This window comes from Paraburkholderia saeva (assembly GCF_907164555.1).
GTDB classification, from domain to species: Bacteria; Pseudomonadota; Gammaproteobacteria; order Burkholderiales; family Burkholderiaceae; genus Paraburkholderia; species Paraburkholderia saeva.
Genome location: NZ_CAJQZC010000003.1, coordinates 116388 through 130491 on the forward strand (window position 1 = coordinate 116388; position 14104 = coordinate 130491).

A 14104-nucleotide genomic window follows, 5' to 3' on the forward strand; every position below is an offset into this window, starting at 1 on the left:
CATACTTCGATTGAGGATGTGCTATGACCCCGTCAGATGTTAAAGCCACGCTATCGTTCAGCGACAATTCGCCGAGCGTTGAAATGCCGATCTACAAGGGCACGATGGGCCCGGATGTAATCGACATCCGCAAACTGTACGGCCAGACTGGCAAGTTCACGTACGACCCGGGCTTCATGTCGACGGCAGCGTGCAATTCGGCGATTACGTACATCGACGGCGACAAGGGCGAACTGCTGTATCGCGGCTACCCGATCGACGACCTCGCACAGAACGCCGACTTCCTCGAAACGTGCTTTCTGCTGCTGAAAGGCGAACTGCCGACCGTCGCGCAGAAAAAGGAGTTCGTCGACACCGTCACGAAGCACACGATGGTGCACGAGCAGATGCACTTCTTCTTCCGTGGCTTCCGTCGCGACGCGCACCCGATGGCGGTGCTGGTTGCGGCAGTCGGCGCCCTGTCGGCGTTCTATCACGACTCGCTGAACATCAACGACCCGCGTCACCGCGAAGTGTCGGCGATCCGCATGATCGCGAAGCTGCCGACGCTCGTCGCCATGGCGTACAAGTTCAGCATCGGTCAGCCGTTCGTGTATCCGAAGAACGACCTGTCGTACAGCGCGAACTTCATGCACATGATGTTCTCGAACCCGTGCGAAGAGTACAAGGTCAACGACGTGCTGGTGCGCGCGCTCGACCGTATCCTGATCCTGCACGCTGACCACGAACAGAACGCGTCGACGTCGACGGTTCGTCTGGCCGGTTCGTCGGGTGCCAATCCGTTCGCATGTATCGCGGCCGGTATCGCCTGCCTGTGGGGCCCGGCGCACGGCGGCGCGAACGAAGCCGCACTGAACATGCTGGAAGAAATCGGCTCGGTCGACCACATTCCTGAGTTCATCAAGCAGGTGAAGGACAAGAACTCGGGCGTGAAGCTGATGGGCTTCGGTCACCGCGTGTACAAGAACTACGATCCGCGTGCGAAGCTGATGCGCGAAACGTGCCACGAAGTGCTCGAAGAACTGGGTTTGCACGACGATCCGCTGTTCAAGCTGGCCATGGCGCTCGAAAAGATCGCGCTGGAAGACGAATACTTCGTGTCGCGCAAGTTGTACCCGAACGTCGACTTCTACTCCGGCATCGTGCAACGCGCGCTGGGCATTCCGACTTCGATGTTCACGTGTATCTTCGCGATGGCACGTACGGTCGGCTGGATTGGCCAGTGGAACGAAATGATTGCGGATCCGGAACAGAAGATTGGCCGTCCGCGTCAGCTGTTTATCGGCGAAACGCCGCGCGAAGCAAAGCCGATCGACAAGCGTTAATCGGAAGGTCGTACCGGCTGCGGCGGTTGATCGCTGCGGCGCATGCAAAACGCCTCGACGGAGTTTCGTCGGGGCGTTCTTTTTGGGCACGTGACATGACGTGCTGCGATCGCAGCGGCGCTAGAAATCCTGGCGTCTGCCTGGCGTGCCGCTAAAGCGGCGTTGCCATTGGCGCCCGGGGAGTTTGAGGTCCCTTGCGGATTGCGAATCAAACACTATTGATCGCACTATTCACCCGCGTTTCGCCGGCCGCTCCAGCGAAGGCGAACGCCGGTCGAGCGCGACAGGCGCTTCAGGTTCGGGCGCACGTCCGTGCATTTCGAAGAAGCGTCGCCAGGCGCCCGGTGTCATGCCACGCGCCGCGAGAAACTGCCGGTTGAAATTCGCAAGATTCGGAAAGCCGGCTTTGGTCGCGATCATCGCGATGGGCCAGGTGGTCTCCGTGAGCTGCCGCGTCGCGTAACCGAGGCGCAGCCGGATCAGATACCGCCCGACACTTTCGCCGACGTGCCGCACGAAGTATCGATGCAGCGAGCGCTCCGAAAGGCTCGCGACCGCGCACAGTTCGGCGATGCGTAGCGGCTCGTTGAAGCGGCGATCGAGCAGGTCGAAAACGCGGTTCAGCCGCTCCGCCTCGGATGCCGTGCCGGCCGCGGGCGTGCGCGCCGACGTGTTCGCGCGAATATGCGCGGAAGGCGACGCAAGCGGCATGGCGTCTTCGGTATCGGCGAGTTCGGCGAGCGTGTCGAGCACCGCTGCAAGCCGTGCACGCGACGACGCATCGAGCAACAGAGGCAGCCGCGCGCGCATCGCCGCGGCGCAGCCCGCGCCGAAGCTCAAACCCGGCGCGCCGCGTCGCAGCAACTTGCGCAGCGCCGCGTACTCCGGGCAGCAATCGGCCATGCGCCGAACCCAGTCGCCGCTAAACCAGACGACAAGCGCGACCTGCGGCGTACGTGCATCAATCGATTCCGCCGACGACCACGTGTGCGGCATATCGGGCGGCACGAGCACGAGATCATCGCGCTCGTAGCTGGCGATGTGGTCGCCGATAAACCGCTGGCCGCGACTGTTCATCGTGAGCGTCAGTTCGTACTCCGGGTGGTGATGCCACTCGAACGGAATCTGCGCGAGCTGCCGGTGGTAGACGCGTACAGAGCAGCCGTCGGGAATCGTGACGCGTTCGTATTGCGGTTTCATCGATCGAATCCGGCCACGGCGGAAGGCGCCGATAATGGCCGGATTGTATCGATAACTGGCCGGATAGCACATCCTGCATTCACCCAGGCAGCCTAATCTGGCAGGACACAATCGATACACCCAGGAGACAGGCAATGCCCCTCATCATCGATAACCTGCCCGACGCGATCCGCACCACAAAGCGCATGCTGCGCGCCGCGCTGCCGAACTACCAGCAGGTGTTCCAGGAAGTGGAAGGCGCGATGAAGCAGCAGATCGACGCCATCGTGGGCGAGCGTGAACGCGGCGCCGGCACCATCCCGACGCTCGACTACGCCGCGATCGAAGCGGGTGATGTCGATCCGCGCGTCGTCGCGCAGATCCGCCTGCGCGGCGCGTGTGTGGTGCGGCGCGTGTTCGATCCGCAGCAGGCTGGCGACTGGAACGACGAAATCGGTGAGTACGTCGAGCGCAACCATCTCGACGAGCGCCTCGCGAATCGTGCGGAAGACAAATACTTCGGATCGCTGTCGTCGAGCAAGCCGCAGATTTACGGTGTGTACTGGTCGAAACCGCAGGTCGAGGCGCGGCAGTCACAGGAGCTGACGCGCACGCGCGTGTTTCTGAACCGTCTGTGGCGATCGGAAAGCGACGGTCGCCAGCACTTCGATCCCGAGCGCGTGCCCGTGTACGCGGACCGGTTGCGCAGGCGTCCGCCGGGCTCGGAATCGCTTGGACTTTCGCCGCATACCGACGGCGGTTCGGTCGAACGGTGGCTCGATCCGAATTTCAGACAGGTCTATCGTCACGTGCTGTCGGGGAACTGGCGCGAATACGATCCGTTCGACGCGGCGTTCCGTCCAGACGTGCAGGAGATTCCCTCGCCGGCTGTGTGTTCGATGTTCCGGACGTTCCAGGGCTGGACAGCGCTCACGCCGCAAGGTCCGGGCGACGGCACGCTTCAACTGGTTCCGGTCGCGAACGCCATGGCGTACGTCGTGCTTCGCGCGCTGCAGGACGATGTGCCCGAGGACGAGCTGTGCGGCGCATTGCCGGCACGCGCGCTGTCGATCAATCCGCAGTGGCACAGCCTGCTGCTCGAAGCCGTGACGCCGATTCCGCACATGGAGGCGGGCGACGCTGTCTTCTGGCACAGCGACGTCGTACATTCGGTCGAAGATGCGCATCGCGGTGCGGGCTTTAGCAATGTGATGTATATCGCTTCCGCGCCGTGGTGCGCGAAGAACGAGGCGTATCTGAAGCGCCAGTTGCCCGCCTTCCTGCTCGGCGAAAGCCCGCCGGATTTTCCGGGCGACCACTTCGAAACCGATTTCGTCGGACGCGCGCAGGAAAGCGATCTGACGCCGATGGGGCGCGAGCAGATGGGGTTCGAGCGGTAAGCGGCTTCAGTCATGCGCGCGGCGCACTTTGCCCAATGGAGGGCGAGCGCCGCGAAGCCTTGCCGGGTAACGTCGATACAGGTATCGGCACTACCAGCCAACCCCATGTTTTTTATCGCTTTTCTCTGTGCCTGGTGAGCATCGGGTGTCATCTGCGTGGCATAATTGACCGAACAGATTGCCCCGCAGTTATTACTACCCCGCATACCATGGCACAGACTCTCTACGACAAATTGTGGAACACGCACGTGGTCCACACGGAAGAAGACGGCACGACGATTCTCTATATCGACCGTCACCTGCTGCACGAAGTCACCAGTCCGCAGGCGTTCGAAGGCCTGAAGCTGGCTGAGCGTCCGGTGTGGCGCATCAGCGCGAATCTGGCCGTGTCCGACCATAACGTGCCGACCACCGACCGTAGCCACGGCATCGCCGATCCAGTGTCGAAGCTGCAGGTCGACACGCTCGACGCAAACTGCGACGCGTATGGCATCACGCAGTTCAAGATGAACGATCTGCGTCAGGGCATCGTGCACATCATCGGGCCGGAGCAGGGCGCGACACTGCCGGGCATGACGATCGTCTGCGGTGATTCGCATACGTCCACGCACGGCGCGTTCGGCGCGCTCGCGCACGGCATCGGCACGTCGGAAGTCGAACACGTTCTCGCCACGCAAACGCTCCTGCAAAAGAAGAGCAGGAACATGCTGGTGAAGGTCGAAGGACCGCTGCCGCGTGGCTGCACCGCGAAAGACATCGTGCTCGCCATCATCGGCAAGATCGGTACTGCGGGCGGCACCGGCTACGCCATCGAATTCGGCGGCTCGACGATCCGCTCGCTTTCGATGGAAGGCCGCATGACGGTGTGCAACATGGCGATCGAAGCGGGCGCACGCGCCGGCATGGTCGCCGTCGACGACACCACGATCGAATATCTGAAGGGCCGTCCGTTCTCGCCGGAAGGCGTCGAGTGGGATCACGCGGTCGAATACTGGAAGCAGTTCACGTCCGACGCCGATGCGAAGTTCGACCGCGTCGTCGAACTGAACGCCGCTGAAATTGTGCCGCAGGTCACGTGGGGCACGTCGCCGGAAATGGTGACGTCGATCGACGGCCGCGTGCCGGATCCGGAACGCGAGAAAGACCCGGTCAAGCGCGACGCAATGGAACGCGCGTTGAAGTACATGGCGCTCGAACCGAACCTGCCGATCGAATCGATCAAGCCGGACAAGATTTTCATTGGCTCGTGCACGAACGCGCGTATCGAAGACCTGCGCGCCGCGGCATACGTCGTGAAGAAGCTCGGTCGCCGGGTTGCGCCGAATATCCGTCTCGCGATGGTCGTGCCGGGCTCGGGTCTCGTGAAGGCACAGGCAGAACGCGAAGGCCTCGACAAGGTATTTCTGGACGCCGGTTTCCAGTGGCGCGAGCCGGGCTGCTCAATGTGCCTCGCGATGAACGCCGACCGGCTCGATCCGGGTGAACGTTGCGCCTCGACCTCGAACCGTAACTTCGAAGGTCGTCAGGGTGCGGGTGGCCGCACCCACCTCGTGAGCCCCGCCATGGCCGCAGCCGCAGCCATCGAAGGGCATTTTGTCGATATTCGCAAGCTGGGATAAATCGCATGATGAAAAGCATCAATCGTCTTACGGTGTTGCGTCGCCTCGCACTGGGTTCGCTGGCAGCAGCGCTGCTAGGCCTGACCGGATGCAACACGATGCATGGCTTCGGCGAAGACATGTCGCACCTTGGTAATTCGATCAGCAATCACGCTGAGAAATAAGCGGATTTTGATTCTTTCCGGCGATGCCTGGCTGCCGCCAGCCGCATCGCCCGCTTTTGAACAGGCGCATCCGTCATGGATAAATTTACTGTACACACCGGCGTTGTGGCGCCGCTCGATCGTGCGAACGTCGATACCGACGCGATCATTCCGAAGCAGTTCCTGAAGTCGATCAAGCGCAGCGGCTTCGGTCCGAACGCGTTCGACGAATGGCGTTACCTCGATCACGGCGAGCCGGGTCAGGACAATTCGAAGCGTCCGCTGAACCCCGATTTCGTGCTGAACCAGGCGCGTTATCAGGGCGCATCGGTGCTGCTGACGCGCGAAAACTTCGGTTGCGGCAGCTCGCGCGAGCACGCACCGTGGGCGTTGCAGCAGTACGGCTTCCGCGCGATCATCGCGCCGAGTTTCGCCGATATCTTCTACAACAACTGCTTCAAGAACGGTCTGCTTCCGATCGTGCTGACCGAACAGCAGGTCGATCATCTGTTCAACGAAACATACGCGTTCAACGGATTCAAGCTGACGATCGACCTCGAAGCCCAGGTTGTGCGTACGTCAGACGGCACGGCTGCGTATCCATTCGAAGTCGCGGGTTTTCGCAAGTACTGCCTGCTGAACGGCTTCGACGATATCGGTCTCACGCTGCGTCATTCGGATCTGATCCGCCAGTATGAAGCCGAGCGGCTTGCGAAGCAGCCGTGGCTCAATCACCGCATCGTCGGCTAGACGACCCGGGCATCTGGCTGGCGCGTTGACCGGTCGTCAGACCGGTGAGGGGCGTCAGCGCACTCACGAACAAAGCAAGGATTTCGCATGAAGATTGCAGTGTTGCCGGGCGACGGCATTGGTCCGGAAATCGTCAAGGAAGCCGTCAAGGTGCTGAATGCCCTCGGCGAAAAGTTCGAACTCGAGGAAGCGCCGGTAGGCGGCGCGGGCTATGAGGCGAAGGGTCATCCGCTGCCGGAATCGACACTTGAGCTCGCAAAAGCCGCTGACGCGATCCTGTTTGGCGCCGTAGGCGACTGGAAGTACGACTCGCTCGAACGTGCGTTGCGTCCGGAACAGGCCATTCTGGGCCTGCGCAAACACCTTCAGCTGTTCGCGAACTTCCGCCCGGCGATCTGCTATCCGCAGCTGACGGGCGCCTCCTCGCTGAAGGAAGAAATCGTTTCGGGTCTCGATATCCTGATCGTGCGCGAACTGAACGGCGACATTTACTTCGGCTCGCCGCGCGGTGTGCGCGAAGCGCCGGACGGTCCGTTCACCGGCGCGAAGGAAGGTTTCGACACGATGCGTTATTCGGAACCTGAAGTGCGCCGCATTGCGCACGTCGCGTTCCAGGCCGCGCAAAAGCGCGGCAAGAAGCTGACTTCGGTCGATAAGGCCAACGTGCTCGAAACGTCGCAGTTCTGGAAAGACGTGATGATCGACGTGTCGAAGGAATACGCCGATGTCGAGCTGTCGCACATGTATGTCGACAACGCCGCGATGCAACTCGTGAAGGCGCCGAAGTCGTTCGACGTGATCGTCACCGGCAACATGTTCGGCGACATCCTGTCCGACGAAGCGGCCATGCTGACGGGTTCGATCGGCATGCTGCCGTCGGCTTCGCTCGATAAAAACAACAAGGGCCTGTACGAACCGTCGCACGGTTCGGCGCCGGACATCGCCGGCAAGGGCGTGGCGAATCCGCTCGCGACGATCCTTTCTGCTGCGATGATGCTGCGTTTTTCGCTGAACAAGGCGGAACAGGCGGACCGCATCGAAGGCGCGGTGAAGAAGGTGCTGGAGCAGGGCTATCGCACCGGCGACATTCTCACGCCGGGTTGCAGGCAGGTCGGCACGGCAGCGATGGGCGACGCAGTGCTGGCTGCGCTGTAAGCAGCACGCACCGCGTGGTAACGCGTAGTACAGCGCAGTAAAACGGCTAACGGGTTCAATCAGGCCCGTTAGCCTGCCAGAAACGCAGGAATTGCAGCCACACGGCCGCCAGATTGCGATTTTCGTGTATATTCATGTGATGGCGAAGTTTCCTCAAATCTCCTCGATTGCACACCTCCACGGCAAAACGGCCCGTGCGGTTGAGCTCGCCATTACCAGCAAAACGCTCGTCAAAACGATTACCCCGAAAACGATCACGATTCGCTGATCGTCCGTTGTGCCCGCCCGTCTTCCCCGCGCGGTCACTGCGGGCAAAGTTGCGGGGAAGCCTCCACTCGAAGGGTATGAAGTCATGAACGTAGGTCTCGTAGGTTGGCGCGGTATGGTCGGTAGCGTCCTGATGCAACGCATGCAGCAGGAAGGCGATTTCGATCTCATTGAACCGGTGTTTTTCAGCACCAGCAATGCGGGCGGCAACGCGCCGTCGTTCGCCAAAAACGAGACGAAGCTCAAAGACGCATCGAACATCGACGACCTGAAGAAGTGCGATGCCATCATCTCCTGCCAGGGCGGCGACTACACGAACGAAGTCTTCCCGAAGCTGCGCGCAGCGGGCTGGAACGGCTACTGGATCGACGCGGCTTCGTCGCTGCGCATGAAGGACGACGCGGTCATCATTCTCGATCCGGTCAACCTCGACGTGATCAAGAACGCGCTGGTCAAGGGTCAGAAGAATTTCATCGGTGGCAACTGCACGGTCAGCCTCATGCTGATGGCGCTGGGCGGCCTGTTCCGCGAAAACCTCATCGACTGGATGACGGCCATGACGTATCAGGCCGCTTCGGGCGCAGGCGCGCAGAACATGCGCGAACTGCTGCAGCAGATGGGCACGCTGTACGGCGCGGCGAAGGAAGACCTCGCGAACCCGTCGTCGGCGATTCTCGACATCGACCGTCGCGTGCTCGAAGCCATGAACAGCGACCGCATGCCGACCAGCAATTTCGGCGTGCCGCTCGCGGGTTCGCTGATTCCGTGGATCGACAAGGATCTCGGCAACGGCATGTCGAAGGAAGAATGGAAGGGCGGCGCGGAAACCAACAAGATTCTCGGCAAGCCGGCGATGGGCGAAGCCGGTTCGATTCCGGTCGACGGCCTGTGCGTACGCATCGGCGCCATGCGCTGCCACTCGCAGGCACTGACGATCAAGCTGAAGAAGGACGTTCCGCTCGACGAAGTGAACAGCATCCTCGCGTCGGGCAACGACTGGGTCAAGGTCGTGCCGAACGAACGTGAAGCGTCGATGCGCGACCTGTCGCCGGCAGTGGTCACGGGCACACTGACGGTGCCGGTTGGCCGTCTGCGCAAGCTCGCAATGGGCGGCGAATATCTGTCCGCTTTCACGGTCGGCGACCAGTTGCTGTGGGGCGCGGCGGAACCGCTGCGTCGGATGCTTCGCATTCTGCTCGACAAGTAAAGTAAACTACGCGCGTAAGTTGCTTTAACGCGCGTAGACATTCAGAAAGCGTCGCGCTTGCGCGGCGCTTTTTTCATTGTGTGCTCCGAATTCCTGTCACCATCCAACCTGAACATGGCCAGCGCCATGCCGCGCCAGAGCTCCCGATGATCGTTCGATTTCATGTCCTTCCCGTTGTGGTTTCCCGTGTTCGCGCGGGCCGTCTGGCGGCCGCTGTTGCTTTCGCATTTGCATTGAATGGAGCCGGCGCAGGCATCGCGCACGCAGCGACCACCGACGCGGCCAGTGCTCCGGCTGTCGTCGAATCGGACGCGCAGTACACGGTGCGTCCGGGACAGTCGCTGAACGACATTGCGATTGCGCTTACGCAGTCGCACGATCGCGCGACGCTCGCGCGCGCATCGAAGGCGATTTTCGATGCCAATCCGAACGCGTTCATGGGGCACGATCCGAGCCGCATGCGTATCGGCGCGGTGCTGAACGTTCCGTCGCTGGATTCGCTCGGCATGCCGGCCAGCGCGCCGGTGGCGGGTTCGGCAGCGGCTTCTGCTTCGGGTGCGGCTTCTGCGGCTTTCGCGGCCGCGCCGGTGGCGGTTGCATCGGCGCCGGCTCTGCCTGCTCTCGCGGCCAGTGTGCCGGCTGCTTCGAATGCGGCGGCGAATACCACGACGAATGCGGTATCGAATAACGCGAGTGCTGCGACGGGTGCGAGTGCGCCGGCGGCTTCGTCGGCAGTGGCCGCGACGTCGGGCGCTTCGCAGCCTGTGGAAGCGGCCGCACAGGCATCGCAGGCGGCCAGTAGTGCGCACGTATGGACCGGAGCGATTCAGGCTGGCAGCGCGCCGGCTGAAGGTGCGTCTGCCGTGACTGCGCCTGCAACGGCGGCCGCTCTCGCGCCGCAGGCCGCATCGCAGGCGCGGACTTCGGTGTCGAGCCTCCAGCAACTACTCGCGTTGAAGAACCGGGTTCTGATGGAGTTGCAGAAGCACGGCATTGTCCCTGTCGGGAAGGTGCCGCAAGCGGGCAGCGCCGCGGCTGTTTCGTCGGCCTCCATGCCAGGGTCGGGCGCGGCCGTCGCGCCGGGTAGCGGCGCGACGGTCGGCTCGGCCGTTGTGGCTGGTAACGCCACCGGTGCAGGGGCGGCGGGACTGTCGCCGGAAGCGACGGCCGGCGTCGCAGCCGCTGTCGCAGCAGTCATCGCGTTGATCCTGAGTTTGACGTTCCGGCGCCGTCGCCGTCCGGCAGCGAACGCAAGCAGTACCGACCCAGTCGGAAAAGCTGGGTTGCCTGCTGTTGTGGCCGCCGATGACGATATCCAGGCACAGGCGTTCCCGCCAATTGAGCCCGGCACGTCCGAAAACGCGACGGGCGCGTCGAGTCTCGCCGCCGCCGCCGAACTGGGCGCCGAGGCGCTGCCGATGGAGCAGATCGATCCCGCGGCGCATGAGCTTGAAGAAGACGAAGGCGCACGATACGTCGGCTCAGCTACGCACGACGAAGCGCTGAAGGCAGCAGCGTTCGAAGATGCCGGGCCGTCGGTTGAACCCACGAAACCGCCGACGCCTGTCACACCCGTCGAGCCGGAATTGACCGCCGCGCACGAAGCAACGCCGCAGGTTGATGCCCCCGACGCTTACGTCGCACCTGACGTGCATCACGAAACGCCCGTCCAGCACGCCGATGCACCAGCCGCCGCGCTGGAATCCACCGGGGCGCCCGCTGAAAACGTGCCCGCTCAGCCGGCCGCTGCCGAGCCAGTTGAGCCGCCGCCTCACGTGAGCGAATTCCCGCGCGAGGCCGTCGCGGCGCTTGGCGGGCTCGATATGGCGCTGCCGCCGCGCACGGAGCCGCCGGCGCCCTTCGGCGAAATGAAGCTGGATGGTTTTCCGCCTGCCGCGAGTCAGCCCGTTGTCGAACCCGAAATCACGGCACGCGAGGCCGTGAGTCCGCCGCCCCCGGCGCCGCGTGCTGCTGACGTAATCAGTGCCGGCACGGCTGGCTCTGCCGCGGTCGCAGGCCTGGGTGCGATGCCGTTCGGCGCGCTGAAGCTGGATTTCGACCTCGAACTGCCGCCGAGCCCCGCGCAGTCGCTGCCTGCCTTCACGCCGGAAGACCTGTCGAAGATCGCGCGCAACAAGCTCGAACTCGCGGCCGAATACATCGAACTGGGCGATCTGTCGGGCGCGCGGACGCTCGTCAACGAAGTGATCGAGTCCAACGACGCCGCGACCCGCAACGAAGCGCGCGCGCTCCTCTCGACGCTCGCGCCGCGTTCGTAATGCGCATTGCTCTCGGCATCGAATACGACGGCGCGGCCTTTTGCGGCTGGCAGTCCCAGCCCCACGGCAAGACCGTGCAGGACGAACTCGAACGCGCGCTGCGCGAATTCGCGCAGACGCCCTTGCAGACCGTCGTGGCCGGCCGCACCGATACCGGCGTGCACGGGCTCGGACAGGTCGTCCATTTCGATACGGAACTCGATCGCACGCCGTTCTCGTGGGTGCGCGGCACGAACGCGTTCCTGCCGAAGACCGTCGCCGTGCAATGGGCCCAGGCGATGCCGGAGGCGTTCCACGCCCGCTTTTCGGCGTTCGAGCGCACGTACTTCTACGTGCTGTACGTGCACCCGGTGCGCTCACCGATGCTGACGGGCCGCGCCGGCTGGATCCACACGCCGCTCGATGTCGACGCCATGCGCGCGGCAGCTGCCTGTCTGATCGGCGAGCACGACTTCTCGGCGTTCCGTTCGTCCGAATGTCAGGCGAAGACGCCAGTGAAGCATCTGTATCAGATCGACGTGCGGCAGCAGGGTGACTTCATTCACTTCCGGTTTCGCGCCAACGCGTTCCTGCATCACATGGTGCGCAACCTGATGGGATGCCTCGTCGCGGTCGGTCGCGGGCGCCATCCGGCCAGCTGGCTGGCCGACGTGCTGGCGAGTCGCAACCGCAGCAACGCGGCGCCGACCTTCATGCCCGACGGCCTCTATCTCGCGCAGGTCGGCTATCCTGAGGCCTTCGCGGTGCCCGCCGCGCACGCAGGCAGCGTGCCGTGGAGTACCGTATGGACGCAACCCGAACCATGACAACTCTCCCGAACGACCCGAGCCAAACGACGCAGGCGCCGGGCGCCACGCCGGAAAACCGGATCCATCGCACGCGCATCAAGCTGTGCGGGCTGTCGACAGTCGAGCATATCGCGCACGCGATCGATCTCGGCGCGGACGCGATCGGGCTCGTGTTCTATCCGGCGAGCCCACGCTCGGTCAGCGTCGCGCAGGCTGTCGAACTCACGCGGGACATTCCGCCGTTCGTTTCGGTGGTGGGTCTCTTCGTCAACGCGTCGCCGGAGTGGATGCGGGACGTGGCCGCTAATGTGCCGTTGACCATGCTCCAGTTCCACGGCGACGAAACACCGGACCAGTGCGAGGCGCTCGCGAACATTGCGGGTTTGCCTTGGTTGCGCGCATTGCGCATCGGGGCCGATACTCAGCGAGCCGATTTGGTAAAATCGGCGCTCAACTATTCAGCAGCCAGCGCCATTCTGCTCGACGCCCTCGTCGAGGGTTACGGCGGCGGCGGACAGGTTTTCGATTGGTCACTTATTCCTCCAGAGCTCGCGCGTCGGGCCGTTTTGAGTGGTGGGTTGAACGCGCAAAACGTCAGTGATGCGATTCATCGCGTGCGCCCGTACGCGGTCGATGTCTCGAGCGGCATCGAAGTACCGGGCGCGAAGGGCGTGAAAGATCACGCCCGGATGGCGGCGTTCGTACGCGCAGTGCGCGAAGCGGACGCCGGGTGATTCTGGCAGCGCCCGGGCCTTCAGAGCCGCGCGGCGCTCCATTCTGAGAAGAGTGACGCAATGTACAACTTGCCCGATGAAAGAGGCCATTTCGGCCAGTATGGCGGCGTGTTCGTCGCAGAAACGCTGGTTCATGCACTGGATGAACTGCGCGTTGCATACGAAAAATACCAGCAGGATCCCGACTTTATCGCCGAATATGAGCGCGAATTAAAGTATTTTGTCGGTCGCCCTTCCCCGATTTACCATGCGCAGCGCTGGAGTGAGATGCTCGGCGGCGCGCAGGTATTCCTCAAGCGCGAAGACCTGAACCACACGGGCGCCCACAAGGTGAACAACGTGATCGGTCAGGCGCTGCTCGCGAAGCGCATGGGCAAGCCGCGCGTGATCGCGGAAACCGGTGCCGGCCAGCACGGCGTAGCCACGGCGACGATCGCCGCGCGCTTCGGCATGGAGTGTGTCGTGTACATGGGCTCGGAAGACGTGCGCCGTCAGGCCGCCAACGTTTACCGGATGAAGCTGCTCGGCGCGACCGTCATTCCTGTCGAATCGGGTTCACGCACGCTGAAAGACGCGCTCAACGAAGCGATGCGCGACTGGGTCACGAACGTTGAAAACACGTTCTACATCATCGGCACGGTCGCCGGCCCGCACCCGTACCCGATGATGGTTCGCGACTTCCAGCGCGTGATCGGCGACGAATGCAAGGTGCAGATGCCCGAACTGGTCGGTCGCCAGCCGGACGCCGTGATTGCGTGCGTCGGGGGCGGTTCGAACGCGATGGGTATCTTTTATCCGTATATCGATGACGAATCGGTGAAGTTGATTGGCGTTGAGGCTGCGGGTGACGGCATCGATACGGGGCGCCATGCTGCGTCGTTGATCGGCGGCAGCCCGGGCGTGCTGCACGGCAACCGCACGTATCTGCTGCAGGATGAAAACGGCCAGATCATCGAGACGCATTCGGTGTCCGCCGGCCTCGATTATCCGGGCGTGGGCCCTGAACACGCGTGGCTGAAGGACATCGGTCGCGCGCAGTACGTCGGTATCACGGACGAAGAAGCATTGAAGGCGTTCCACGACTGCTGCCGGATCGAAGGGATCATCCCCGCGCTGGAGTCGAGCCACGCGCTTGCCTACGCGGCGAAACTCGCGCCGACGTTGCCGAAGGATAAATACCTTCTGGTCAACCTGTCGGGTCGTGGCGACAAGGACATGCATACGGTCGCCGAGCGATCGGGCATCACGTTCTGAGCGC

The 14104-nt window shown here is 63.0% G+C and carries 13 protein-coding genes; 11 read left to right on the plus strand and 2 right to left on the minus strand.

Features of this window, described 5'->3' with window-relative positions; translation table 11 throughout:
* Window positions 1-23 precede the first annotated feature (23 nt).
* Window positions 24-1325 (plus strand): citrate synthase, encoded by a 1302-nt coding sequence (gltA, locus tag LPA36_RS08705; RefSeq protein ID WP_228875753.1) that lies wholly within the window; start codon window positions 24-26, stop codon window positions 1323-1325.
* Between the two features lie 231 nt (window positions 1326-1556).
* Here the strand turns inward: gltA and LPA36_RS08710 are convergent, their stop codons facing one another.
* Window positions 1557-2525: a helix-turn-helix domain-containing protein gene (locus tag LPA36_RS08710; RefSeq protein WP_228875754.1), complete on the minus strand. Its 969-nt coding sequence runs from the start codon at window positions 2523-2525 to the stop codon at window positions 1557-1559.
* Between the two features lie 134 nt (window positions 2526-2659).
* On the opposite strand from LPA36_RS08710, the gene LPA36_RS08715 reads away from it, so the two are divergent.
* The 6 genes from LPA36_RS08715 (at window position 2660) to asd (ending at window position 9045) form a co-directional block, all read left to right on the plus strand.
* Window positions 2660-3904, plus strand: a complete 1245-nt coding sequence (locus LPA36_RS08715) for a DUF1479 domain-containing protein (protein WP_228875755.1) — start codon at window positions 2660-2662, stop codon at window positions 3902-3904.
* 209 nt (window positions 3905-4113) lie between these two features.
* Complete coding sequence (gene leuC, locus LPA36_RS08720; protein WP_228875756.1) at window positions 4114-5523, plus strand: 3-isopropylmalate dehydratase large subunit; 1410 nt, start codon at window positions 4114-4116, stop codon at window positions 5521-5523.
* Between the two features lie 5 nt (window positions 5524-5528).
* The gene (locus tag LPA36_RS08725) at window positions 5529-5687 is read left to right on the plus strand and encodes an entericidin A/B family lipoprotein (protein WP_407674243.1); all 159 of its coding nucleotides are present in this window, start codon (window positions 5529-5531) and stop codon (window positions 5685-5687) included.
* A gap of 75 nt (window positions 5688-5762) precedes the next feature.
* On the plus strand, window positions 5763-6416 hold the full coding sequence (gene leuD, locus LPA36_RS08730; protein WP_228875757.1) for a 3-isopropylmalate dehydratase small subunit: 654 nt from the start codon (window positions 5763-5765) through the stop codon (window positions 6414-6416).
* 87 nt (window positions 6417-6503) lie between these two features.
* On the plus strand, window positions 6504-7571 hold the full coding sequence (leuB, locus tag LPA36_RS08735) for a 3-isopropylmalate dehydrogenase (protein WP_228875758.1): 1068 nt from the start codon (window positions 6504-6506) through the stop codon (window positions 7569-7571).
* Between the two features lie 352 nt (window positions 7572-7923).
* Window positions 7924-9045: an aspartate-semialdehyde dehydrogenase gene (asd, locus tag LPA36_RS08740; RefSeq protein ID WP_228875759.1), complete on the plus strand. Its 1122-nt coding sequence runs from the start codon at window positions 7924-7926 to the stop codon at window positions 9043-9045.
* Between the two features lie 41 nt (window positions 9046-9086).
* Here the strand turns inward: asd and LPA36_RS29420 are convergent, their stop codons facing one another.
* Window positions 9087-9209: a hypothetical protein gene (locus LPA36_RS29420; protein ID WP_267478897.1), complete on the minus strand. Its 123-nt coding sequence runs from the start codon at window positions 9207-9209 to the stop codon at window positions 9087-9089.
* Here LPA36_RS29420 and LPA36_RS08745 point away from each other — a divergent pair.
* From LPA36_RS08745 to trpB, 4 genes are read left to right on the plus strand one after another with little or no spacing between them, the layout of a single operon-like run.
* Complete coding sequence (locus tag LPA36_RS08745) at window positions 9192-11324, plus strand: FimV/HubP family polar landmark protein (RefSeq protein WP_228875760.1); 2133 nt, start codon at window positions 9192-9194, stop codon at window positions 11322-11324. The two genes, LPA36_RS29420 and LPA36_RS08745, sit on opposite strands and share 18 nt — an antisense overlap.
* Complete coding sequence (truA, locus tag LPA36_RS08750; protein WP_228875761.1) at window positions 11324-12130, plus strand: tRNA pseudouridine(38-40) synthase TruA; 807 nt, start codon at window positions 11324-11326, stop codon at window positions 12128-12130. The genes LPA36_RS08745 and truA overlap by 1 nt, the downstream gene beginning before the upstream one ends.
* Window positions 12127-12846 carry a phosphoribosylanthranilate isomerase gene (locus tag LPA36_RS08755; protein WP_228875762.1) on the plus strand — a complete coding sequence of 240 codons (720 nt, stop codon included), beginning with the start codon at window positions 12127-12129 and terminating at the stop codon, window positions 12844-12846. Before truA ends, LPA36_RS08755 begins: the two co-directional genes overlap by 4 nt.
* A 60-nt stretch (window positions 12847-12906) precedes the next feature.
* Window positions 12907-14100, plus strand: a complete 1194-nt coding sequence (trpB, locus tag LPA36_RS08760) for a tryptophan synthase subunit beta (RefSeq protein WP_228875763.1) — start codon at window positions 12907-12909, stop codon at window positions 14098-14100.
* Window positions 14101-14104 lie beyond the last annotated feature (4 nt).